Annotated in this window: 16 protein-coding genes, 1 tRNA gene and 1 pseudogene; 5 read left to right on the forward strand and 13 right to left on the reverse strand. The window is 62.4% G+C overall.

Translation table 11 applies throughout. The annotated features are described in order from the left end of the window. Positions 1-5: 5 nt before the first annotated feature. From LB536_RS27645 to LB536_RS27665, 5 genes are all read right to left on the reverse strand, one after another. Positions 6-1,673, reverse strand: a complete 1,668-nt coding sequence (locus LB536_RS27645; protein ID WP_140758911.1) for an ABC transporter ATP-binding protein — start codon at positions 1,671-1,673, stop codon at positions 6-8. Positions 1,674-1,683: 10 nt separating this feature from the next. Next, the gene (locus LB536_RS27650; protein ID WP_224598145.1) at positions 1,684-2,820 is read right to left on the reverse strand and encodes an ABC transporter permease; all 1,137 of its coding nucleotides are present in this window, start codon (positions 2,818-2,820) and stop codon (positions 1,684-1,686) included. Continuing rightward, the gene (locus LB536_RS27655) at positions 2,821-3,828 is read right to left on the reverse strand and encodes an ABC transporter permease (RefSeq protein ID WP_140812931.1); all 1,008 of its coding nucleotides are present in this window, start codon (positions 3,826-3,828) and stop codon (positions 2,821-2,823) included. Between the two features lie 136 nt (positions 3,829-3,964). Beyond that, positions 3,965-6,046 (reverse strand): ABC transporter substrate-binding protein, encoded by a 2,082-nt coding sequence (locus tag LB536_RS27660; RefSeq protein ID WP_224598147.1) that lies wholly within the window; start codon positions 6,044-6,046, stop codon positions 3,965-3,967. Positions 6,047-6,207: 161 nt separating this feature from the next. Next, entirely contained in the window at positions 6,208-7,674 is a 1,467-nt protein-coding gene (locus LB536_RS27665; protein WP_140812933.1) for an alpha-glucosidase/alpha-galactosidase, read from the reverse strand. Positions 7,675-7,887: 213 nt separating this feature from the next. Between LB536_RS27665 and LB536_RS27670 the strand changes: the two genes are divergently transcribed. Beyond that, positions 7,888-8,796, forward strand: a complete 909-nt coding sequence (locus tag LB536_RS27670; protein ID WP_224598149.1) for an AraC family transcriptional regulator — start codon at positions 7,888-7,890, stop codon at positions 8,794-8,796. A 22-nt stretch (positions 8,797-8,818) separates the two neighbouring features. Here LB536_RS27670 and LB536_RS27675 read toward each other — a convergent pair whose 3' ends face one another. From LB536_RS27675 to LB536_RS27695, 5 genes are all read right to left on the reverse strand, one after another. Next, positions 8,819-10,846 carry an aldo/keto reductase gene (locus LB536_RS27675; protein WP_224598151.1) on the reverse strand — a complete coding sequence of 676 codons (2,028 nt, stop codon included), beginning with the start codon at positions 10,844-10,846 and terminating at the stop codon, positions 8,819-8,821. A gap of 36 nt (positions 10,847-10,882) precedes the next feature. Then, positions 10,883-11,962 carry an ABC transporter ATP-binding protein gene (locus LB536_RS27680; protein WP_224598153.1) on the reverse strand — a complete coding sequence of 360 codons (1,080 nt, stop codon included), beginning with the start codon at positions 11,960-11,962 and terminating at the stop codon, positions 10,883-10,885. A gap of 8 nt (positions 11,963-11,970) precedes the next feature. Further along, a complete protein-coding gene (locus LB536_RS27685) occupies positions 11,971-12,807 on the reverse strand; it encodes a carbohydrate ABC transporter permease (RefSeq protein ID WP_027146569.1) in 837 nt (278 codons plus the stop codon). Continuing rightward, the gene (locus tag LB536_RS27690) at positions 12,804-13,664 is read right to left on the reverse strand and encodes a carbohydrate ABC transporter permease (protein WP_224598155.1); all 861 of its coding nucleotides are present in this window, start codon (positions 13,662-13,664) and stop codon (positions 12,804-12,806) included. Before LB536_RS27690 ends, LB536_RS27685 begins: the two co-directional genes overlap by 4 nt. 160 nt (positions 13,665-13,824) lie before the next feature. Beyond that, on the reverse strand, positions 13,825-15,096 hold the full coding sequence (locus LB536_RS27695) for an ABC transporter substrate-binding protein (RefSeq protein WP_140758902.1): 1,272 nt from the start codon (positions 15,094-15,096) through the stop codon (positions 13,825-13,827). 83 nt (positions 15,097-15,179) lie between these two features. Between LB536_RS27695 and LB536_RS27700 the strand changes: the two genes are divergently transcribed. Both LB536_RS27700 and LB536_RS27705 read left to right on the forward strand, forming a co-directional pair. Continuing rightward, positions 15,180-16,073 (forward strand): helix-turn-helix domain-containing protein, encoded by an 894-nt coding sequence (locus LB536_RS27700; RefSeq protein ID WP_224598157.1) that lies wholly within the window; start codon positions 15,180-15,182, stop codon positions 16,071-16,073. 171 nt (positions 16,074-16,244) lie between these two features. Beyond that, positions 16,245-16,320, forward strand: a tRNA-Phe gene (locus LB536_RS27705). 285 nt (positions 16,321-16,605) lie between these two features. On the opposite strand, the pseudogene LB536_RS27710 reads toward LB536_RS27705, so the two are convergent. Then, positions 16,606-16,832 (reverse strand): annotated as a pseudogene (locus LB536_RS27710) (transposase); the annotation flags it as partial. Positions 16,833-17,130: 298 nt separating this feature from the next. Here LB536_RS27710 and LB536_RS27715 point away from each other — a divergent pair. Beyond that, positions 17,131-19,806 (forward strand): EAL domain-containing protein, encoded by a 2,676-nt coding sequence (locus LB536_RS27715; RefSeq protein ID WP_224598159.1) that lies wholly within the window; start codon positions 17,131-17,133, stop codon positions 19,804-19,806. A gap of 20 nt (positions 19,807-19,826) precedes the next feature. On the opposite strand, the gene LB536_RS27720 is transcribed toward LB536_RS27715, so the two are convergent. Then, entirely contained in the window at positions 19,827-20,048 is a 222-nt protein-coding gene (locus LB536_RS27720; protein WP_224598161.1) for a hypothetical protein, read from the reverse strand. A gap of 361 nt (positions 20,049-20,409) precedes the next feature. Continuing rightward, complete coding sequence (locus LB536_RS27725) at positions 20,410-20,589, reverse strand: hypothetical protein (RefSeq protein WP_224598162.1); 180 nt, start codon at positions 20,587-20,589, stop codon at positions 20,410-20,412. A gap of 123 nt (positions 20,590-20,712) precedes the next feature. On the opposite strand from LB536_RS27725, the gene LB536_RS27730 reads away from it, so the two are divergent. Beyond that, positions 20,713-21,393: a GntR family transcriptional regulator gene (locus LB536_RS27730; protein ID WP_318013507.1), complete on the forward strand. Its 681-nt coding sequence runs from the start codon at positions 20,713-20,715 to the stop codon at positions 21,391-21,393. Positions 21,394-21,549 lie beyond the last annotated feature (156 nt).

Consider the following 21,549-nt stretch of genomic DNA (forward strand, 5'->3'; position numbering starts at 1 on the left):
TGTGTTCAGGCCACGTCGAAAGCGGCCCTGACGAGCCGTTCGGTGTAGGCAGTCTTGGGATTGGTGAGGACCTCGTCGACGGGTCCCTGCTCAACGATCTTGCCGTGCTGCATGACGATGACGCGGTGGCACAGCGCGCGCACCACCTTGAGGTCGTGCGAAATGAAGAGGTAGCTCAGGCCGCGCTCATCCTGCAGCTTGCGCAGCAGATCGATGATCTGCGCCTGGACGGAGAGGTCCAGCGCCGATGTCGGCTCGTCCAGCAGGATGAATTCGGGTTCGAGCGCGATGGCCCGCGCAATCGCGATGCGCTGGCGCTGGCCACCGGAGAATTCATGCGGAAACCGCGACAGGATATCGCCCGGCATGCCGGCGCTGACCAGCGCCTCGCGCACCCGCTCGACCCGTTCGCGCCGTGTCGCGCCGATGCTGTTGACGATCAGCCCTTCCTCGATGATCTGGCCGATCGTCATGCGCGGGTTGAGCGAGGAGAACGGATCCTGGAAAACGATCTGCATGCGCGAACGCAGCGGCCGCATCTGCGCTCGCGACAGGCCATGTATCGGCTGGCCATCGAAGCGGATCTCGCCGCGTTTGGCGTCGGTCAACCTCAGCAGCGCCTGGCCGAAGGTGGTCTTGCCGGAACCGGATTCGCCGACCAGGCCCAGCGTCTCGTGGCGGCAAAGCTTGAGGTCGAGATCGTCGACGGCAACCAGTTCACGCCAGTCGGGCTTCAGGAACGTGCCGTGGCGCAGCATGAAGCAGACGCGCACGCCGTTCGCCTCGAGGATGGTGCCTGAGCCCTCCGGCAGCGGTTGCGGTCGGCCGCGTGGCTCGGACGCAAGCAGCCGCTGCGTGTAGGGATGACGCGGAGCGGCGAAGAGCCGTTCGGTGACGTTGTGCTCGCACATTTCGCCATGCTGCATCACATAGACATAGTCGGAAAACTTGCGCACCACGGTGAGATCGTGGGTGATCAGGATCACCGCCATCCGCAGCTCTTTCTGCAGATTGCGGATCAGGTTGAGGATCTGTGCCTGGACAGTGACATCAAGCGCGGTCGTCGGCTCATCGGCGATCAGCACGTCGGGATCGTTGGCGAGCGCCATGGCGATCATCACGCGCTGCCGCTGCCCGCCCGAGAGCTGGTGCGGATATTGTTTGAGCCGCGCCTCGGGTTCGGGAATCTGCACATGCCGCAGCAGTTCGAGCGCCCGTGCCCAGGCTTGCCTGCGGCTCACCTTGCGATGCACCCGGATTGCTTCGACGATCTGGCTGCCGACCGTATAGATCGGATTGAGCGAGCTCATCGGCTCCTGGAAGATCATCGAGATGCGGTTGCCGCGCAGCTTGCGCCGGGCGCTTTCGGGGAATTTCAGGATGTCCTGACCGTCGTAACAGATGCTCGATTTCGGCGACACGGTGGCGCGGCGCGACAGCAACCCCATGACGGTGCGCGCCGTCACCGACTTGCCGGAACCAGATTCGCCGACGATCGCGATCGTCTCGCCGCGATAGAGCTGGAACGAGATGTCCTTGACCGCCTCGACGACGCCGTGCTCGACCTTGAAGGCGACCTCGATGTTGCGGGCATCGATGACGGGCTCTCCCTGGCGCCCATCATGGTCAAGGCGGAAGGCTGGTGCGAAGGGCTCGGCGAGTACGACGGTCATCCCGGTCCCCTCAATACGGATCGACGGCATCGCGCAGGCCGTCGCCCAGCGCGTTGAAGGCAAAGACGGTGACGAGCACGAAACCGACCGGCGACAGGATCCAGGGATAGGTGCCGATGACCGAATAGGTCGCGGTGTCCTGCAGCATCAGGCCCCAGGAGATCAGCGGCGGCTTGACGGCAAAACCGAGGAAGCCGAGGAAGGATTCGAGCAGCACCACCGTCGGGATCGCAAGCGTCACGGCGACGATCACGTGGCTCATCACATTGGGGAAGATGTGCTGCAGAATGATGCGTCGGTCAGTGGCCCCGACAGCCATGGCGGCGCGCACATACTCTATGCGCGCCAGCGCCAGCGTCTTGCCGCGCACCTCGCGCGACATCTGCGCCCAGCCGAGCGCCGACATGACGATGATGACGAAGGCGAGGAACACATCGGTCGGCGCGGTGACCGGGATCAGCGTCGTCAGCGCCAAGTAGAGCGGCAGTTGCGGGAAGGCGAGCACCAGTTCGACGAAGCGCTGCATCCAGACATCGAACCGGCCGCCGAAATAGCCGGAGACCATGCCGACGGTGGTGCCGATGACGGTGACGATGAAGACGACCGTCAGCGCGATCATCAGCGAGACGCGCGAGCCGTGGATGGCGCGCGACAGCACGTCGCGGCCGAACTTGTCGGTGCCGAGGAAATGCACCGGCTGGCCGTCCGTCGAGGCAAAGAAATGCCGGTTCGCCGGTATCAGCCCGAAGAGCTTGTAGGGTGCGCCCTCGACGAAGAAGCCGAGCAGCCTCGGATGGTCGTAGTCGGGGCCGACGATGGGCTGGAAGGTGACCGGATCGAGGTCGGCCGAATCGGCCAGCGCGTAGACCCTCGGCCGCGCGACGAAATTGCCGTCCTTGTCATGGAAGGACGGCAGCTGCGGCGGAGCGAAGCCGACATCGGTCGCCTTCGGGTCCATCGGCGCCAGGAATTCGGCGAACACGGCCATGACCAGGAGCAGCACCACCAGCCAAAGCCCGGCCATACCGGTCCAGGAGCGCTTCAGCCGGCGCCAGACCAGCGCCATGTAGCTCTCATTGCCGCGTGTGGGCGCCACCGTGGCTCGCTCGGCCGGCAGTGGCGGTGGTGAAGGGTCCCGTGCCAGCATCTAGCCCTCCCCGAACTGGCGCACGCGCGGATCGAGCAGGACGAGCAGCATGTCGGCGATGATGTTGCCGACGATTAGCGTCGCCGACAGCACCATCATGAAGGTGGCGGTGACATAGACGTCGCCGACCGCCATCGAGCCGACGATCGCCGGACCGACGGTCGGCAGCGCGAAGATGATGGCCGTCTCGATCTCGCCGGTCAGCATATAGGGCAGCACCACGCCCTGATACATGACCAGCGGATGCAGTGCGTTGGGCACCGCGTGGCGCATGACGACGGCTCCGCCGGTCAGTCCCTTGGCTCTCGCCGTCTCGACATATTGCGCGTTGAGCGTGTCGAGCAGATTGCCGCGCATGACGCGCATATTGTAGGCGAGGCCGCCGAAGGTGGCGATGGCCACCACCGGCCAGACATGCTTGACCAGGTCGACGAATTTGGCCCATGACCATGGCGCACCGCCATATTGCGGCGAGAAGAACGAGCCGATCTCCGACACGTTGAACTGGAAGACCAGGAGATAGACGATGATCAGCGCCATCAGGAAGCGCGGCACCGTCATGCCGAGGAACGAAATCGCCGACAGGGTCGAGTCGATCCAGGTGTATTGCCGGGTCGCCGCCCAGATGCCGAAGGTGATGCCCAGCACCGAGGCGAGCAGATGGCAGACCAAAGCCAGAAGCAGCGTGCGCGGCAGGCGCTCGCCGACGACGTCGGCCACCGGCTTGTTGTAATAGAGGCTGTAGCCGAAATCGCCGCGGGTGACGATGCCGCCGACCCAGTTGAGATACTGGACGGGCAGCGGCTTATCGAGGCCGTGTTCGACACGATAGGCCTGGGCTTGCGCGTCGGCCTCGGCGAAAGAGGCTCCGCCCTGGTTGATCAGTTGCGAGCGGATGTAATCGGCATAGTCGCCCGGCGGCGCCTGGATGATGGCAAAGGTGACCAGGCTCAGAATAGCGAGAACCGGTATTGCCGACGCTATGCGCGTGAGCAGGAATCGCAACATGGACGGTCCGCTTCCTCATCTCGCCGGCCGCTCCCTTGGAGGGGCGCTCGGAGGGTTGGTTTGTCCCGGCCGCGCCAGCGACGCGGCCGGGTCTCTCTCAGTCAGGGGAGGTAAACTTACATCGGGGCCCTTAAACTTACATCGGCCCCTTGTCTCCGGGCTTGCCGGGAAGCTCTTCGGGGAACAGTTCGTATTTGGCCTGCTTGTCGGCCGCGACGAAGACCCGTTCGCGGATGATCGAATCCTCGGCCCAGTTGAACATGAAGATCGGCGTGCCTTGCGGAATGTTCGAGAAGCGCTTGTTGATGATCAGCGCGCCGGGATATTCCGTCAGGCCGATATTGTAGACGTGTTCGGTCGAGATCTTCTGGAAGTCCCGCATCAGACTGGCGCGCTGGTCGTTATCCGCCGACGAGACGAACTTGTTGACGATGTCGACGAGATCCTTCTCGAAAGGCATCAGATCGACCTCGCCACTTTCCGGCGCGCGGTGATCCCAGCTGGTCTTGGGGCCGACTGGAGCGAGTTGCACGGTGTTCTGCACCACGGAGGTCAGTTCCTGCTCATTGCGCCGGATCAGCCAGTCGAAGCGGCCTGAGTATTGCGTTGCATCGCGCTGGGTGCCGTTAAGCCCGTTGAGCACGATCCGGAGGCCAAGCTTCTCCATCTGCGCGACCACGCCTTCGGCGAGGCTCTTGTCGGTCGTGTAGTCGTTGTTGACCAGCATCACGATCTCGACGTTCTTGCCGCCGGCGGTACCGGCCGGAAAGTTGACGAAGCCGTCGCCGTCGGTGTCCTTCAGACCGGCCTTGGCGAGTTCGGCCTTGGCGCCCTTGAGGTCGAAAGGATAGTAGACGGTGGATTTGCGGTCATAGAAGCTGGTGCCCGAGGAGAGGCCGCCCGGATAGATCGCGGTGAACGGCCCCTTGACCAGGGAATCGCCCAGCGCCTTGCGGTCAAGCGCCATGGTGACGGCCTTGCGGAAATCCTCGTTGCGGTTCAGTTCGCGGATCGCCTGGCCGCGCTCGTCCGGGTTGCCCCAGCCATTGGCGGAAAAGTTCAGGCGCAGATTGTAGCCGATCAGCCGCGGGCCGAAGGCCAGACGTGCCGGCGCATTCGGCTCCGCCGCGCGCTTCAGAGAGGCAACGAAGTTTTCCGGCTGCTCGAGATTGGAGAAGTCGCCTGCACCGGCGACCGCCTGAACGTCGCGGTCGGCCCAGGTCGACAGCTTGTAATGCAGCTCGTTGAGATAGGGCAGTTGGTTGCCCTTCTCGTCCACCTTCCAATAGTAGGGATTGCGGCGCATGACGATGATGTCGTCGGCCCGATATTCGACCGGCACCCAGGCGCCCATGACCGGCATGTTCATATATTCCGGCGGGAAGGCGTTCTTGAACTGGTCGTAGGTGTTCTTCGAATATTTCGGGTGCTGCGGCTTCAAGATGTGCGAGGGACCGGGGCAGAAGGTGCCATAGGCCATTGCGTAGAGGTGCTGTTTCGGGAAGGCATCCTTGAAGGTCCACTCGACGGTGTAGTCGTCGATCTTCTTGAGCGTCGTGCCGACGCCGAAGGTTTCCTGGGTGGCGCCATTGAGCGGCGAGACGTTGGGATCCATGACCTCGTCGTCCCAGTAGAACATGACATCGTCGGCGTTGAATGGCACGCCGTCGGACCATTTGGCACCTTCGACGAGATGCATGGTCAGCTTGTGGCCATCGGTTGACCAATCCCAGCTTTTGGCGAGGTTGGGCAGCGGCTCGGTGTCCTTCGCCTCGACCTGGAACAGCGGCGCGGTGCGCGTCAGGCATTCGGAAAGGCCGATGTCGATGCCGCCCCAGCCCTGGGTCTGGCCGGCGCCGTAGTTCCAGCCTTCCGGCCGGCTGCCGATGACATGGCGCATCGTATCACCATAGACGCCGATGCCGTCCGGCATATTGCCGGTCTTGAAGACCAGCGGCTCCTTCGGCAGCCTGTCCTTGACCGGCGGCAGCTTGCCTGCCTTGACGTATTTTTCCGTGACCCAGTCGGGCTCGTGATACTCGGGCAGCGCCTTGAACTCCAGGATGGAGTCGCGCGCCACGTACTTGATCTTGCCCTCGGCCGGAAACGTCGCCGGCACCGGCGCGACGGTCGGTTCGGAAGCGAAAGCGTTGAGCGCCGGAACGGAGACGCTCAGCGCCAGTCCAGCGGCAATGCCAATGCTGCGTAGGTTCCTCATTGTCTCCTCCCTCGTGTTCAGACGTCTGCTGCTGCTCGTCTTGCCTTGTTTATGCCTCGACGCAGTTCCAGGAAAACCGCTTCACACTTTTGCTGGAACTGCTCCCGGACGACTGACTGCGATGGACCTGCCTCCCGTGGGTCCGCCGCCGCGCCCGGTTCTCAGACGGCCTGTTTCAGCGCGGCTTTTTCGGCGCGCAATTCCTCGATCGAGCGCACGTTCCGCCGCGCGGCACCCGCCCAGTCGCGGGTCTTGACCGCTGATTTCGACAACCGCTCCTTGGCCGCCGGAACCGCATGGGCATATTGCGGCAACCACTGCGCCTGGGCGACAACCATTTCGTCGACCATTTGCCAGACCTCCTCCGGCGTCGAGACGGCGCCGACCAGCGGGTCGTGCAGCACGGCAAGCTTCAGAAGATCGATGTCGCCAGAGATCGCGGCATGGACCGACATGCGCTGGACATTGATCGAGGCCATGCAGGTGGCGGCACAGGCTTCCGGCAGCGTGATGCCGGCGGCCATGTTGATGCCGAAGCGGTCGACGAAACCGGGTGACTCGATGATGGCGTCGCGCGGCAGATTGGTGATTACGCCATCGTTCTTGACGTTGAAGTGGCCACGATAGACGCGGTTGGTTTCCAGCGCCTCCAATATGTGGCTGGCATGCTCGTTGGAGCGCTTTGACGCATCGATCGGCTTCGACGCCGCTTCGAGGAATTGCGGGTATTCGGTCTCGAACCAGTTGCGGGTCTCGGTGGAATAACGGAGGTAACCGCCCGTCTCGCCATGGATCCAGTCCGACATGTCGATCCAGCGCGTAATCTCGTCGGGACGCTTGCGGTACCAGGGCAGGTATTCGGAAAGATGCCCGTTGCTTTCGGTGGAATAGACGCCGAAACGCTTGAGCACGTCAATGCGCAGCTTTTCCTGCTGGGAATAGACCGGGTGCGCCTCGAAGGCGGCGACCAGTTCGTCCTTGCCGATTTCACGGCCGTTCAGCCGCAGCTCGATGAACCAGGTCTGATGGTTGATGCCGGAACAGACATAATCGAGTTCCCGCGGCGATTTCGCACCCAGCACCTCGGCGATCTGTTCGGCGCCGTGCTGGACGCCGTGGCAGAGGCCGACCGTGTCGACCTTGCCGTATTCGATCGCCGCCCAGGTGTTCATCGCCATCGGGTTGGCGTAATTGAGGAATTTCGCGTTCGTCTCCGCCACCTCGCGAATGTCCCGGCAGAAATCGAGGATCACCGGAATGTTGCGCTGGCCGTAGAGGATGCCGCCGGCGCAGATGGTGTCGCCGACGCACTGGTCGATGCCGTATTTCAAGGGAATGCGGATATCGTCCGCATAGGCTTCGAGGCCGCCGACCCGCACGCAGCTGATGATATAGCGCGCGCCCTCGATCGCCTTGCGGCGGTCGGTCGTCGCCGTCACCCTGGTCGGCAATCCGTTCGCCTCGACGATCCTGTCGAGGATCGCCTTGATCATCCCAAGATTGTGCTCGCTGACGTCGGTCAGCGCGAATTCGATGTCCTTGAATTCGGGCACGCAGAGAATGTCGGTGAACAGCTTCTTGGTGAAACCGACGCTGCCGGCGCCGATAATAGCGATTTTGAAACTCATCACCTTCACCTCGATCCAATCGAATGCTAGGCAAGGAGCAGCAAGGGAGGAAAACGGCCACACGCCTTGGCGTGCAAGCCATTCAAGCCGGAATCCGGCTTTCTCTCCTCCCGCCCGCTCCTCGATCGCGGGTTATTCGCGTTCTTCGAGGCGGGATTATGCGCATATTCGCGGGCGCGGCCAGAGAAGGATTATGCTTTCAGGGGTAATTTTGTGCTGCGGGATTTGATCGCCAACGGACAGTCGATGCGCACGGTCTCGCTGCCGCGCGGCCGCCAGCGCCTGCATGCCATGCCGACGAGCACGGGCTATGAAGTGCGCGAGGACGTGACCTATGATTGGGACGGGCGAAAGCGCGGCCAGACACCGTTCACCGTACTCCAGCATACGATCAGCGGCACCGGCCGGCTGCGCTACGAGAACCGTGATTACCGTCTGCAGACGAACGACACGCTGCTGGTGCTGGTGCCGCACAACCACCGCTACTGGCTGGCGAAGGGCGACCGCTGGGAATATTTCTGGATCTCGATGAACGGCGAGGAGGCGTTGCGCATTCACAAATCGATCCTCGACGTGTCGGGACCGGTCTTTCGGCTGCAGCCGGCGACGATCGATCATCTCGCCGATTGCAGCCTTCGCCTCATCCAGGGGGCCGCTTCGCCAGGCGCTGCTTCGGCCATCGCCTACGAGGCTGCGATGGCGCTCTATGACGATGTGTTCGGCTCGCACGCCTTTGCCGAAAAACAGAGCGCCATGCAGCCGGTCATCGATCACATCAACGCCAATCTCGACAAAGCCCTGCCGGTGGCGGACCTCGTCCAGATCAGCGGGCTCAGCCGGGCTCATTTCTCGCGCTGCTTCGCCGAGAGCGAAGGCCTGCCGCCCGCCGAGTTCGTGCTGCAGCAGCGGCTGCAACGGGCGGCGAAACTGCTGACCAAGGCGGACTTCCTGCCGGTGAAGGAAGTGGCCATCCTGTGCGGTTTCGAGGACGCGAATTATTTTTCGAAGGTCTTCCGCCGGCTCTACGGCACGACGCCCAGCCAGTTCCGCACGACCGGCATGTATGCCAGCCTGCAAATGCCGGCCAGGCGCGGCGTCAGGCTGTCGGACGACGAAGCCTGACGCCGCTTGGGACCTTCTTTTGTCAGGCCGCGTGCAGGCTGCCGCCGTCCAGCCACTCGAGTTCGGCAGGCGAAAGCGCGATGTCCAGCGCACGCAAGCTGTCGTCCAGTTCGCCCAGCGTGCGGGGCCCTATCAACGGAACCGACGGGAAAGGCTGATTGAGCACATAGGCCAACGCAATGTGGATCGGGCTCTTGCGCAGCCGTGCGGCGAGTTCGATCGCGCGGTCGCGGCGGCCGAAATTGCGCTCGGAGTACCAGACCCGAACCAGTTCCTCGCTGTCGCGCCTGTCGCGCCCGGCGCGGTCGGTGAAGAAGCCCCGCCCCTGGCTCGACCAGGCGAAGTTCGGCATCTGCCTGGACGTCAGCCAGGCTTTCCAATCATCGGTGGAGGAGGTGACGCAGCCGGACCAGATCGGCTCCAGCATTTCGGCCAGCGAGAAGTTGTTGGAGAGCACGCCGGGCTTCTGCTTGCCGGTGCGCTCGGCATAGGCAATCGCCTCGTCCATGCGCTGCATCGTCCAGTTCGAGCCGCCGAACGGACCCCGAATGCGCCCGGCCTTGACCTCGCGGTCCATGGCGTCGACGAATTCGCCGACCGGCACGTCCGGATTGTCGCGATGCATGAAATAGACATCGACATGGTCGGTCTGCAGGCGGTCTAGCGACTGGGCAAGCTGCTTGGCGATCACGTCGGGATAGCAGAGCGGCGAATGCGCGCCCTTGGCGATGACGACCGACTGCTCGCGCACGCCACGGTTCCTCAGCCATTGGCCGAGCAGCGTCTCGGTGTAGCCGCCGCCATAGACATAGCCGGTGTCGAAGAGATTGCCGCCAGCCTCGAAGAAGGCGTCGAGCAGGATCGACCCGGAGGAAAAGGTGCGGAAATCCTCGAAGCCGAGCGCCACCACGGAGGCCGGCTTCGCCAGGCCCGGAATGGTGCGCTTGCCGATCGCGGTGCCGCCCGGGCGCAAGGGTCGCCCGGAGATGGTGTTGGTGCGCAGCGAGGCCTTCTCGATCTCATATTCCAGCCCCACCGCCGCGCGCCATCTGTCGAGCACGCGCAAGGTGCCGAGGCTGTCGGCCCAGCCCATGCCCGGCCAGGCGAATTCCTGGCGCCCGGCACGGATCGCCTCGCCGGCGGCATCGACCTCGAAGGAATAGACATGGCGCTTCTCGTTGACGCTGATGGTCTCGCGCGCGCCGTCGGCACCGATCACGTCGATCCGGCCGAGGCCGACATCGCGGTCGCCGCCGGCGAACCAGAAGTCCGGCACCTCGATACGCCCCTTGGTGCCGAGGATGCGCAGGACATTGTCCTGGTTGAGCGAGATGCTGCAGGAAACCTCGGCGACGACACCGCCGGGAAAATGCAGGACAGCGGAGGCCCACTCGTCGACGCCGGACTGGCCAAGATGGGCCGCGCCGGCCACCTTGTCGGGCTCAGCGAAGGGCGCTCCGATGGCGGCGCCGGCAATCAGCCGCACCATCGAAACGGGATAACCGCCGACGTCGAGGATGCCGCCGCCGGCGAGGTCGTTGGCATAGAGCCGGTGCCGCGGCATGAAACCAGGCATGGCGAAGCCGAAGCTCGACTTGATCATTCTGATTTCGCCAATGACGCCCGACTTGATCAGGTCGACCAGTTGCAGCGTCTGCGGATGCAGCCGGTACATGAAAGCCTCGCCGAGGAAGATGCCGGCCTTGCGCGCCGCATGCATCATGGCGTCGGCCTCGAAGGCGGTCAGCGCCAGCGGCTTTTCGCACAGCACATGCTTTCCGGCTTCCGCCGCCCTGATCGCCCATTGCGCATGACCGGGATGCGGGACCGCGATATAGACCGCGTCGATCTCAGGGTCGGCGAGCAGAGCGTCATAGCCATCGAGGACGCGGGCGCCGGGAAAGCTCTCGGCCAGGCCCGGCTTGCCGGGATTGCGCGCGCCGATGGCGACCAGTTTGCCGGTATGCGAACCGGCGACGCCGCCGGCAAAGGCCTTGGCGATGCCTCCCGGCCCAAGAATGCCCCAGCGAATGGGCGTGGTTGAAGTCATGTCATTCTCCTTGCGGGCTGGGAAAGGGGCGGCCGGTCAGCGCAGCCGCAGCCCTTTTTCGTCGAACAGGTAGGATTTGCGGATGGAAACGGTGACATCTGATGTCTCGGGGACTTTTGCCGCGTCGCGCTGGATCACCACGTCCTCGCCATGGGCCGTCCTGGCATAGAGAAAGCTCGTGCCGCCGAGGTGCTCGACCACGTCGATTGCGACGACAAGATCGGCGTCGCCTTCACCGGCACCGCCGAAATGCTCGGGCCGCACGCCGACGATGACCTTGCTGCCGGGTTCCGGCGCGGTATCCGTCAGGGGCTGCGTGATGCGGGTTTTCTCCTCGCCCGCCAACTCGATCACAACGCCTTTTGCATCACGCCCGACAATGTGGGCCTTGATGAAGTTCATCTTCGGCGAACCGACAAAGCCGGCCACGAAAATATTGTCGGGATTGTCATAGAGATCGAGCGGCCGGCCGATCTGCTCGACATGGCCGCCGCGCAGCACGACGATCCGGTCGGCGAGCGTCATCGCCTCGGTCTGGTCGTGGGTGACATAGACCATGGTGGCGCCGAGTTCCTTGTGCAGCCTCGAGATCTCGACCCGCATCTGGACGCGCAGTTCGGCATCGAGATTGGAGAGCGGCTCGTCGAAAAGGAACACTTGCGGCTCGCGCACGATGGCGCGGCCGATGGCGACACGCTGGCGCTGGCCACCGGAAAGCTTCTTGGGGCGGCGATCCATCAATTCGCTGATGCGCAGGATCTCGGCCGCGCGCTTCACCCGCCGCTCGGTGTCGGCCTTGGGGTTGCCGGTCATGCGCAGCCCGAAGGAGAGGTTCTGTTCGACGCTCATATGCGGATAGAGCGCGTAGGACTGGAACACCATGGCGATGCCACGGTCGGCCGGCTCGACATCGTTGACCACCTTGCCGCCGATGGCGATCTCGCCGCCGCTGATGTCCTCCAGCCCGGCGATCATCCGGAGCAGCGTGGACTTGCCGCAGCCCGACGGGCCGACGAAGACGACGAACTCGCCATCGGCGATGTCGATGTTGGCGCCATGGACGACCTCGAAGGCGCCGAAGCGCTTGGCGACATTTGTGAGTGTGACGGTGGCCATTCTGCTCCCTACTTGACCGCGCCGGCGGCGATGCCGGCGATGAAATGACGCTGCAGGAGCACGAAGACGATGAGCATCGGCACGGTCAGCATCACCGCGCCCGCCATGATGCCGCCCCACGATACTTTGGTCAGGCCGATCAGCGTGCCGAGCGCCACGGGTGCTGTCATCGAACCCGGCTGGCTGTTGATGAGCAGCGGCCACAGATAATTGTTCCAGGAGGCGAGGAACAGGATGATGCAGAGCGCGGCCAGCATCGGTCGCGCCAATGGCAAGGCGATGAAGACGAAGATGCGCCACTCCTTGACGCCCTCGACGCGGGCGGCATCGAACAGATCGTCCGGCATCATGGAAAAGCTCTGGCGCATGAACAGCACGCCAAGCGAATTGAACAGCGGTGGCACGATCAGCGCCACCCATGTGTTGGCGAGCTTGAAGTCGCGCGCCACCATGATGAATTGCGGGATCAGCACCACCGCATAGGGGAGCGTGATGGTGCCCAGGATGATGGCGACGACCACGCTTTTGCCGAAGAACTGGTAGCGGGCCAGCGCCCAGCCGGCCATCGATGTCAAAAGCACCGACAGGACGGTGTAGGTCACCGCCACGCAAACGGAGATGATGATGGCGCCGACGAAGTCGGTGTCGCGCTGCAGATTGTTGAAATTGTCGATGAAATTGCCGTGCGGCAACAGTTCGATGCCCGGACTGAAGATGCCGTTGTCCGGCATGGTCGAGAACACCACCATCATCCACAGCGGAAACAGCCAGATCAGCGCCAGCGGCGTGAGGAAGAGGTGCAGCGCGATGCTTCGTTTCAGTCTTGCCGATGAGAGCGAGCTCATTTCGGTTCCCTCGTCAGCCACAGCTGCACCAGCGTGATGGTGATCGCGAGACCCGCCATGGTGTAGGCGACGGCCGAGGCATAGCCGAAGTTGAGCGAGCGGAAACCCTGGCGGTAAAGCAGCAGGCCGAGCGTCTCGGTGCCGCCGCCCGGCCCGCCACGCTCGGTGATCAGGAACGGCTCGGTGAACAATTGCATGGTGCCGATGATCGACAGCACGGCGCAGAAGACGATGACCGGCTTCAACAGCGGCAGGGTGATGTGGAAGAATTGCTTGAGCTTGCTCACCCGGTCGAGCGTCGCCGCCTCGTAGACATCGTCGGGAATGGATTGCATGCCGGCCAGCAGGATAATGGCGTTGTAGCCGGCCCAGCGCCAGGTCACCGCGATCATGATCAGCGCCATGGCCGGCGTGACATTGGAGAACCAGTCGATCTTGGGCAGGCCGATGCTGTTCAGGAGCTTGTTGACGATGCCGAAATCGAGGCTGAACATCAGCCGGAACACCGCCGAATAGGCGACCTCGCCGACGACGACCGGGGCGAAGAAGGCGAAGCGGTAGAGGCCGCGCGCCTTGAGCAGCGGCGAATTCAGCAGCACCGCCATTACCATGGCCAGCGCGATCATCACCGGAACCTGGATGACAAGGATGAGCAGCGTGTTCTTCAGCGCGTTGAAGAAGGCAGGGTCGCCGATCAGCCGGCCCCAGTTGAAGCTCGGTGCGAAGCGCCACGGCACGGTGCGCGTCGCCTGGAACGAGATCAGGAACGAGGAGATGATCGGCCACACCCAGAAGATGGCGAAGATCAGGAGATAGGGTGTGAGGAAGCGATAGGCCGTGGCATTGCGGTTGCGCATCTTTTCTCCTCCTCCTTTCTGCTTTTCTGGTTTGTGCAGGCGGCAATTGCCGAAGTAGGCGCCGCCCCTCATCCGCCTGCCCGTCCTCCGCAGCAGCTGCGGAGAGTGGACCGGCACCTTCTCCCCTTATAGCGACGGGGAGAAGGAAGCTGTCAGCACCTCAGGATTTGACAGGCAGCCCAGTCGCCGAGGCGATCTGGCTGGCGGCATCGTCGAGTGCCGCCTTGGCGTCGGGATAGCCGCCGGCCAGATATTTGGTCTGCACGGCGCGCACGATGATCTCGGCATCGCTCTGGAACTGCGTGCCGCGGCTCGGAACAACCTTGGGCAAAGTGCCCAGAATATCCTTCCACACCGCCTGGCCGCCCCAGTAGGGCAGGCCCTGGCTGACATAGGGGTCGTTCAGGGCCGAGACCAGCGAGGGGACGAGACCGAACTCCTTCAGCATGGTGATCTGGCCTTCATTGGTGCCGAGCGTGTATTTCAAATACTCGTAGGCGGCTTCCTTGTTCTTCGACGCCGAGGTGATGGCGAGCGAGGAGCCGCCGAGATTGGCGGCGCGCGGGCCGTCCGCGGTCAGGCTCGGCATCAGGTAGACGCCCCATTTGCCGTTTTCGCCGGCCGATTCGGTGCGGATGGTGCCCTCGTACCAGCCGCCATAGACCTGGGTGGCGACGGTTCCGGCGGTGTTGTTGGTGATCTTGGTGCTCCAGTCGGCGGAAGAGACGATGCCGGCGTCCTTCATCTCCTTGACCTTGGTCATGGCGTCGACGCATTTGGGCTGGTTGACCGTGATCGACTGGCCGTCCTCGGCGAAATAGGCGCAGCCCTGTTCGTTGGAGATCATGCGGAAGAATTCACTGTCGCCGTTGAAATCGGCGTTGGTCATCGAGACCCCCGGATTGGCGGCCTGGATCTTCTTGCCGGCGGCGATGAAATCGTCCCAGGTCTTGATCGATGCTGGGTCGACGCCGGCCTTCTCATAGAAGTCGCGGCGATAGAAGGCGGCGACCGGGCCGGAATCCCACGGCATCGCATAAGCCTTGTCGCCGACTTCGAGTTCGGTGCGCTTGAAATCGGGGAATTTCTTCTGGTCCTCAGCCGTGTAGCCCAGCGTGTGCAGGTCGACGAAACAGTCAGGGAACTGGCTCCAGTAATTCTCGGCCTCGCCGTTCTCGATGGTGACGATATCGGGCAGGCCGACGCCGCCGGCCGCACATCCGGCGATCGACTTGTCATAGGTCGGCTGGTTGCCGAGATCCTGGACCGTGACCTTGATGTCGGGATGCAGCTTGTTGAAGCCGGCAACCGTTGCTTTCAGGGATGAAGCGGCGATATTCCAGCTCCAGATCGTGATTTCGCCGGATTGCGCGAAAGCCGGGGCGGAGCCCAGGGCAAGCGCTAGCGCGGCGCAGGACAGTGTGATGCGCATTGAAATCCTCCCATTTCATTTGCTCTCTCTGCGAGCGTGGCTAGACTAGGCGCCGGCAAAGGCCTGTCCCTGACAGAGGGAATATGAAATTGGCGGAAAGTAAGATGTCTGACAGGCCGTTTTACCAGCCCGGCGCCAGCAGCGTGGAAGGCCTGCCGCTGCTGTTACAGATGTTCCACACCAATCCGCTGGTGATGCTCAAGCCGCACTGGCACGCCCAGGTCGAGGTGAATTTCATCGTCCGCGGCACCGTCCACTACCGCATGAACGAGCACCAAATAGCGCTTTCGGCCGGCGAGATGTGCCTGTTCTGGGGCGGCCTGCCGCACCAGATGGACGATTTGAGCGACGACGCCGTCTATGCCGGCGCGCATCTGCCGCTGGTGCATTTCTTCCGGCTGCATCTGCCGGCGGATGTTCGCCACCGGCTGATGACGGGTGCGACGCTGGTGACCAGCGCCACCGATCAATCCGACAACGACAATTTTGCCCGCTGGAACCGCTATGCCCGCTCTGGCGATCCGGCCAAGGCCGAGCACGCCGTCAACGAACTCCTGCTCAGGCTGGAGCGGGTGCGGTTCGAGCCCTACCGGCTGGCGCAGGGAAACGCCGCTGCGCAGGAAGGGGGCAGTCCCTTCGACCAGCAGTCGTCTCGCAATGTCGGGCGTATGTGCGATTTCATCGCCGAGAATTTCCTCTACGACATCGATTGCATGAACATAGCGGCGGCCGCCGACATCCACCCGAAATACGCCATGAGCCTGTTCAAGAAATCGACCGGCATGACGCTCAACGAATATGTCAACCTGTTGCGGCTGAGCTACGCGCAGGCGCTGTTGATGCATCAGGACGCCAATGTGCTGCGCGTCGCCATGGATTCAGGCTTCGGCTCGCTCAGCGCCTTCAACAAATCCTTCCGCAAGCTGGCCGGCATGACGCCGTCCGACTTCCGCAAGAGACTGGCAAGCGCCAGATAGGCGTGCGCACGGCATGGAAACAGGCCGATCGAACGGCATTTCTTTTCCTCAAGGAAATCCACATCTGGGCGCTGGACAGGCCGAATTCCCGTGCTATAACCCACGCGCTTTCAAGGGGCGCCACGGCGTCGCCATGAAATCCGGAACACGAGTTTTCGTTAGCCGGAGCAGGCCCAGATAGCTCAGTTGGTAGAGCAGCGGACTGAAAATCCGCGTGTCGGTGGTTCGAATCCGCCTCTGGGCACCACCACCTCTTTTCCCGACACTCCCTTTCGCCGAAGCTTCTACGCTTCCGCCTCCGCAAATCGCTGACTTTGGCGACATTTTCGGCGCGGAGTATCTGCTTGAGCGAGTTTCATCGCGGTTCGGCAAATTTCGTCCAACGGGGCGAGGTTAGTATTTTTGTTGGTATCTGAGAACGTGTTGGTATCGAAGCGCCAACAGGAGGTCCACAAATGGCTCTCTCCGACGTGAAATGCCGCAACACCCTGCCGCGGCATCGCGGCATTCCGATTTTCGGGGTAACGGCACAGACTCCGACGAACCAGTGGAACAGAAAATCATATTCCTGGCGCTCCATCAAAAGCCGCTCCGAGCGGATCGAGTGGAATGCCTGCAACCGGATCGCCCGCAGCAGCTTCCCTGGCGGTTCGACGGTCTCCCGATCGGCGAATACAGCGCAGCAAAATCATGCTCCAGCGAGATTCTTGGCTTTGAGGCAAGCATGACGCGCTTTTGTCGAAGCAGTGTCCGTATCATATGGCAACAGACGCCGCGCAAGGCTCATGGCCGACCTGCTGATCGAGCGCTGACATCGGCGAACTTCTATAGCGCAATTCGCTTTGTCTTGTAGATGACCACCGCTTCAATTTTCCGCCGCCGATCGGCCAGATGACCAACCAGACAATCTCGAGGTCAATCCGCGGAAGATGTTCACGGACAATTAGTAGACATCAATTAGCATGGCGACGATCTTAGCTCATTCCCGGCCAAATTGTTTTGCTCGGCAGGCCGAATTGGAGAACGCTACTTGGTCGCGGAATCGTCAAGGACCGCTGTGGAGACAGCCGGTCAGACCCATCTGGCCGCGCTGTCGCGGTTGGCCGTTGCCTCCTATGAAACCCTGGAGCGCGAGCTCAGGGCCACGATTGCCGTGCTCGAAGCCCAGGCACGACGCTTCGAAATGGCAATCGACAACATCCCGCAAGGCATCTGCTTCTTCGACGTCGATGAGCGGCTGATCCTGTGCAACCGCCGCTACGCCCAGATATACGGCATCGCGCCTGACAAGCTGCAGGCGGGCATTACACTTGCCGATGTCGTCGAACACCTGGTCGCTGCGGGGACATCCACGATGGACGGCAAGGCCTATCTGGCTTTCGCCCGCTCGATTAAATCCAGCACCGAGTCGACGACCTGGATCGCCGAACTCAAGGACGGTCGTATCATCCAGGTCGGCCGTCAGCCGATTCCCGGCGGGGGCTGGGTGTCGACACATGAGGACGTCACCGAACTCGCCGCCACCCGCGTGATGGTCAGCGAACGCGTTTCGCTGCAGACGCTGATCGATTGGGTTCCCGACTATCTGTGGGTCAAGGATTCCGAAAGCCGTTTCGTCGTGGCTAACAAGGCCCTCGCCGCGGACCACGGCAGGCAGCACCCGAGCGAGATGATCGGCCTCAACGACTTCGACCTGCACGCGCCCGAACTCGCCCGGCAGTTCCGTGCCAGCGAGCAGGACCTGCTGCGCAGCGGCCAGCCGATGGTCGACAAGGAGGAATTCATCGTCGATGCTTCGGGCACCGGCAAATGGCTGTCATCGACGAAAGTGCCCCTGCGAAACGCCGAGGACGAAATTTTCGGCCTGGTTGGCATCGCCCGCGACATCACGGCGCGCAGGCAAGCGGACGATCTGCGGGATGGACAGGCGCATATCCTGGAAATGATCGCGACAAGTGCGCCGCTTCCCGAGGTGCTCGAACGTCTGATGCGCCTCATCGAGTCGCAACTGAGCGGTATAGTGGGCTCGGTGCTGCTGCTCGACAAGGACGGCACTCATCTGCACCACGGTGCGGCGCCCAGCCTGGCGAAGGAGTACACCCACGCCATTGACGGCACCCGCATCGGCCCCAAGGTCGGCTCCTGCGGCACCGCCGCCTACCGGCGCGAGCGTGTCATCGTCACCGACATCGCAAGCGATCCCTTGTGGGAGGATTTTCGCGACCTGGTGAGGCCCTATGGCTACCGTTCCTGCTGGTCGACGCCGATCCTGTCGCATACCGGCGTGGTGCTCGGCATCTTTGCCATGTATTCGAAGACGGTGCGCGAGCCGACAAAGGCCGAGAGCAATCTCATCGATTTCACCACCCGCATCGCCGGCATCGCCATCGAGCGCAAGCTTGCCGAAGACCGCATCCATTTCATGGCCAACCACGACACGCTGACCGGGCTGCCCAACCGCGCCCTGCTCGGCGACAGGCTCTCGCAGGCCATCCTCTATGCGCAGCGCTACGACCGCTGGGTGAGCGTGGTGTTCATCGATCTGGACAATTTCAAGCTGGTCAACGATACGCTCGGCCACAATGCCGGAGACATGCTGTTGAAGACCCTCGCCAGCCGCATGGTCAGATGCGTCAGGGCGACCGATACCGTCGTGCGGCTGGGCGGCGATGAATTCGTCGTCGTGCTCTTCGACCAGGATCCGGATGTCGACCTGGTTGGCGAGACCTTGCAGAAGCTCCGGACGGCGATCGCGGAGCCCGTTTGTCTGGGTGAGCGTCACATCAGGGCAACGGCCAGCATGGGCGTTGTCAATTACCCTGACGACGGCGCGACCGCCGATGTGTTGCTGGCCAATGCCGATGCCGCGATGTACCGCGCCAAGGAGCTTGGCCGCGACAATTTCCAGTTCTATGCGCCCGAATTCAACGCGACGGCCCACGAGAAATTCCTGCTGCAGGAGGAGTTGCGCAACGCGCTGGCGCGCGGCGAATTCACACTGCTCTACCAGCCGCAGGTCGATCTTCGCTCCGGCAACGTCTTTGCTGCCGAGGCATTGATCCGCTGGAACCATCCGAGCCTCGGACTGATCGCACCGATGAAGTTTATCCCAATGGCCGAGGAGACCGGCCTGATCGTGCCGATCGGCGACTGGGTGCTGCACGAAGCCTGCAGACAGAACAAGGCCTGGCAGGACGCAGGCCTGCCGCCGCTGGTGGTGTGCGTGAACGTATCGGCAAGGCAGTTCAAGGAAAAGAACCTGATCAGCCACGTGATCGACGCGCTGGAGGACAGCGGCCTGGAGGCGAAATATCTCGAGCTTGAGCTGACCGAAAGCCTGATCATGCAGAATGTCGACACGGCGGTGGCGATGATGAACGCGTTGCAAGGCCTCGGCGTGCAGATCTCGATCGACGATTTCGGCACCGGCTATTCCAGCCTCAGCGCACTGAAGACCTTTCCGGTGGCGCGGCTGAAGATCGACAAATCCTTCATCAACGATCTCGCTACCGACGAGAACGACCAGGCCGTCGCCAGCGCCGTGATCTCGCTTGGCCAGAAGCTCAATCTCAGGGTGATCGCCGAAGGCGTCGAGACGGATGACCAGGTGGCGTTCCTGCGCAAGAACAATTGCGACGAGATGCAGGGCTATCATTTCAGCAAGCCGGTCTCGGCCGAGGGGATCGCGAGACTGCTCGACAAGGAGCAAGGCGGTCACACTTCGCCAGAATGAGATTCATTTGGCGAAGCCGCCTACTTGCCGTACCGCGCTTCCAGCGCGTTGGCGAAGCGCTCGCAAAGCAGTTCTCCGGTCGCCGCGGTCAAGTGAAGGCGCAGGCGACTCCCTTGGGCATCCACCAAAGTCATGACAATTCCTCGATCGGAATATCCGGCCTCCTCAAAGACGTCGGTGACAACGAAATCCTGTATCTCACGGACCCGCTGTGGATCTTTTGGCATCATTGTTTCCAGCATCGAACTGATCGTGGGCGGAAGCTCCGTCAGTCTGTCAGGCTTACGGCCGCCTAAATTAGCAGATCAGCCAACCACCCGTCGATACATTAGTGATAACTAATTGTCTTTGGTCGTTACGGACAAGAAAGAGTTCCAAAGATCCCTGCACCAAAAAGTGTGGAGGAGAGGACGATCTTGCTAGCTCACGCGCTAAGAACTATCGGCATCTAGAATATAATTCAGGTGCATCGGCACGGGAAATGCCCGTGCGACATTCGGGAACAGAACCAACCCACAGAAATATTTTGTTGGGATTTCTGTTGGCTGGCATCGCCACCTTGCCAGTCGCAACCATCTGAAAAGAACGAGAGTTTCTTTCTTTTTAGATTCCGCCTCTGGGCACCATCCTCTCTTGGTCCGTTCCGGCCGGCTCGACCGAGCCGACATTGTTCTTGGTGACGACGGTCAGCGGGATCGGCAGCCGGTCCCTGACCTCCTTGCCGTCCATGATCTCGGCCATGGTGATGTTCGCCAGGCGGCCATCCTCGACCGGGGAAGGCACGATGCAAGCTGGATTCCGTGACCTGAGCAATCACTCCATCGTCGGCAGAGATTACCCTCGGATTGGGTGCATTCCGATTTACATTCTAATATACCTGATCATTTCCGCTGAACGAAGCTACGGATTTGCCATGACCTGGATCCTTCGACCCTCAATCGGGCTCTGCCGCTCCGCGATCAGATCTATCAGAAGATCCGCAACCTGATCGTCGTCGGGCAGATGAAGCCGGGGGAAGTGATCAACGAGGTGGCGATCGCCGAAGCGCTCGGCGTCTCGCGCACGCCGGTGCGGGAAGCGGTCAAGCGCATCAGCGACGAGGGTCTGGTGAAGATCCTGGCCCAGACCGGCACTTATGTCGCGCCGATCAGCCGCGCCGACCTGGAGGAAGCTTATGTCATCCGCCGGGCGCTGGAGATGGAGAGCGCCAAGCGCGCGGCCGTCAAGCTCACGCCGGCGTCAGCGGAATTGCTCGAGGACAATATGGCGGCCCACCGGCTCGCCATATCGCGCGGCCGATACGCCACCGCAATCCAGCTCGACGACGTCTTTCATCGCACCATTGCCGAGATCTGCGGCCTGCCGATGATCTGGCGGGCTGTCGACATCTCCAAGGCGCAGATGGACCGCGGCCGCTACCTTGCCATTCCCAAACCCGGCTATGGCGAACAGACGATCGAGCAGCATGAAGCCATTCTCGACGCACTCAAGCGTCACGACGCCGAAGGCGCCGCGAAGGCAATGGAGCACCATCTCGAGACGTCGTTCCGCAACACGCTCGAAGTCGCCGCCGACCTGCTCGGCTGAAGCCGCCGGCACGGGCAACCGAACCGGATCGTCACATGCGAAGAATGGGGCTTTGTATCGGCCTGAAGGCGGAGGCGATCGCGGAATACATGCGCGTCCACGCCGCAGTCTGGCTGGAGGTGCTGGCGGTTAGGCCGCGCCGACATCCATTCGATT

This window comes from Mesorhizobium sp. ES1-3 (assembly GCF_020164795.1).
Lineage (GTDB): Bacteria > Pseudomonadota > Alphaproteobacteria > Rhizobiales > Rhizobiaceae > Mesorhizobium.

Bases quoted from the DNA above. Each gene is read 5' to 3' on its own strand.
- LB536_RS27645 (WP_140758911.1), bottom strand. From the start codon at position 1,673: ATGACCGTCGTACTCGCCGAGCCCTTCGCACCAGCCTTCCGCCTTGAC.
- LB536_RS27650 (WP_224598145.1), bottom strand. From the start codon at position 2,820: ATGCTGGCACGGGACCCTTCACCACCGCCACTGCCGGCCGAGCGAGCC.
- LB536_RS27655 (WP_140812931.1), bottom strand. From the start codon at position 3,828: ATGTTGCGATTCCTGCTCACGCGCATAGCGTCGGCAATACCGGTTCTC.
- LB536_RS27660 (WP_224598147.1), bottom strand. From the start codon at position 6,046: ATGAGGAACCTACGCAGCATTGGCATTGCCGCTGGACTGGCGCTGAGC.
- LB536_RS27665 (WP_140812933.1), bottom strand. From the start codon at position 7,674: ATGAGTTTCAAAATCGCTATTATCGGCGCCGGCAGCGTCGGTTTCACC.
- LB536_RS27675 (WP_224598151.1), bottom strand. From the start codon at position 10,846: ATGACTTCAACCACGCCCATTCGCTGGGGCATTCTTGGGCCGGGAGGC.
- LB536_RS27680 (WP_224598153.1), bottom strand. From the start codon at position 11,962: ATGGCCACCGTCACACTCACAAATGTCGCCAAGCGCTTCGGCGCCTTC.
- LB536_RS27685 (WP_027146569.1), bottom strand. From the start codon at position 12,807: ATGAGCTCGCTCTCATCGGCAAGACTGAAACGAAGCATCGCGCTGCAC.
- LB536_RS27690 (WP_224598155.1), bottom strand. From the start codon at position 13,664: ATGCGCAACCGCAATGCCACGGCCTATCGCTTCCTCACACCCTATCTC.
- LB536_RS27695 (WP_140758902.1), bottom strand. From the start codon at position 15,096: ATGCGCATCACACTGTCCTGCGCCGCGCTAGCGCTTGCCCTGGGCTCC.
- LB536_RS27700 (WP_224598157.1), top strand. From the start codon at position 15,180: ATGAAATTGGCGGAAAGTAAGATGTCTGACAGGCCGTTTTACCAGCCC.
- LB536_RS27720 (WP_224598161.1), bottom strand. From the start codon at position 20,048: ATGCTGGAAACAATGATGCCAAAAGATCCACAGCGGGTCCGTGAGATA.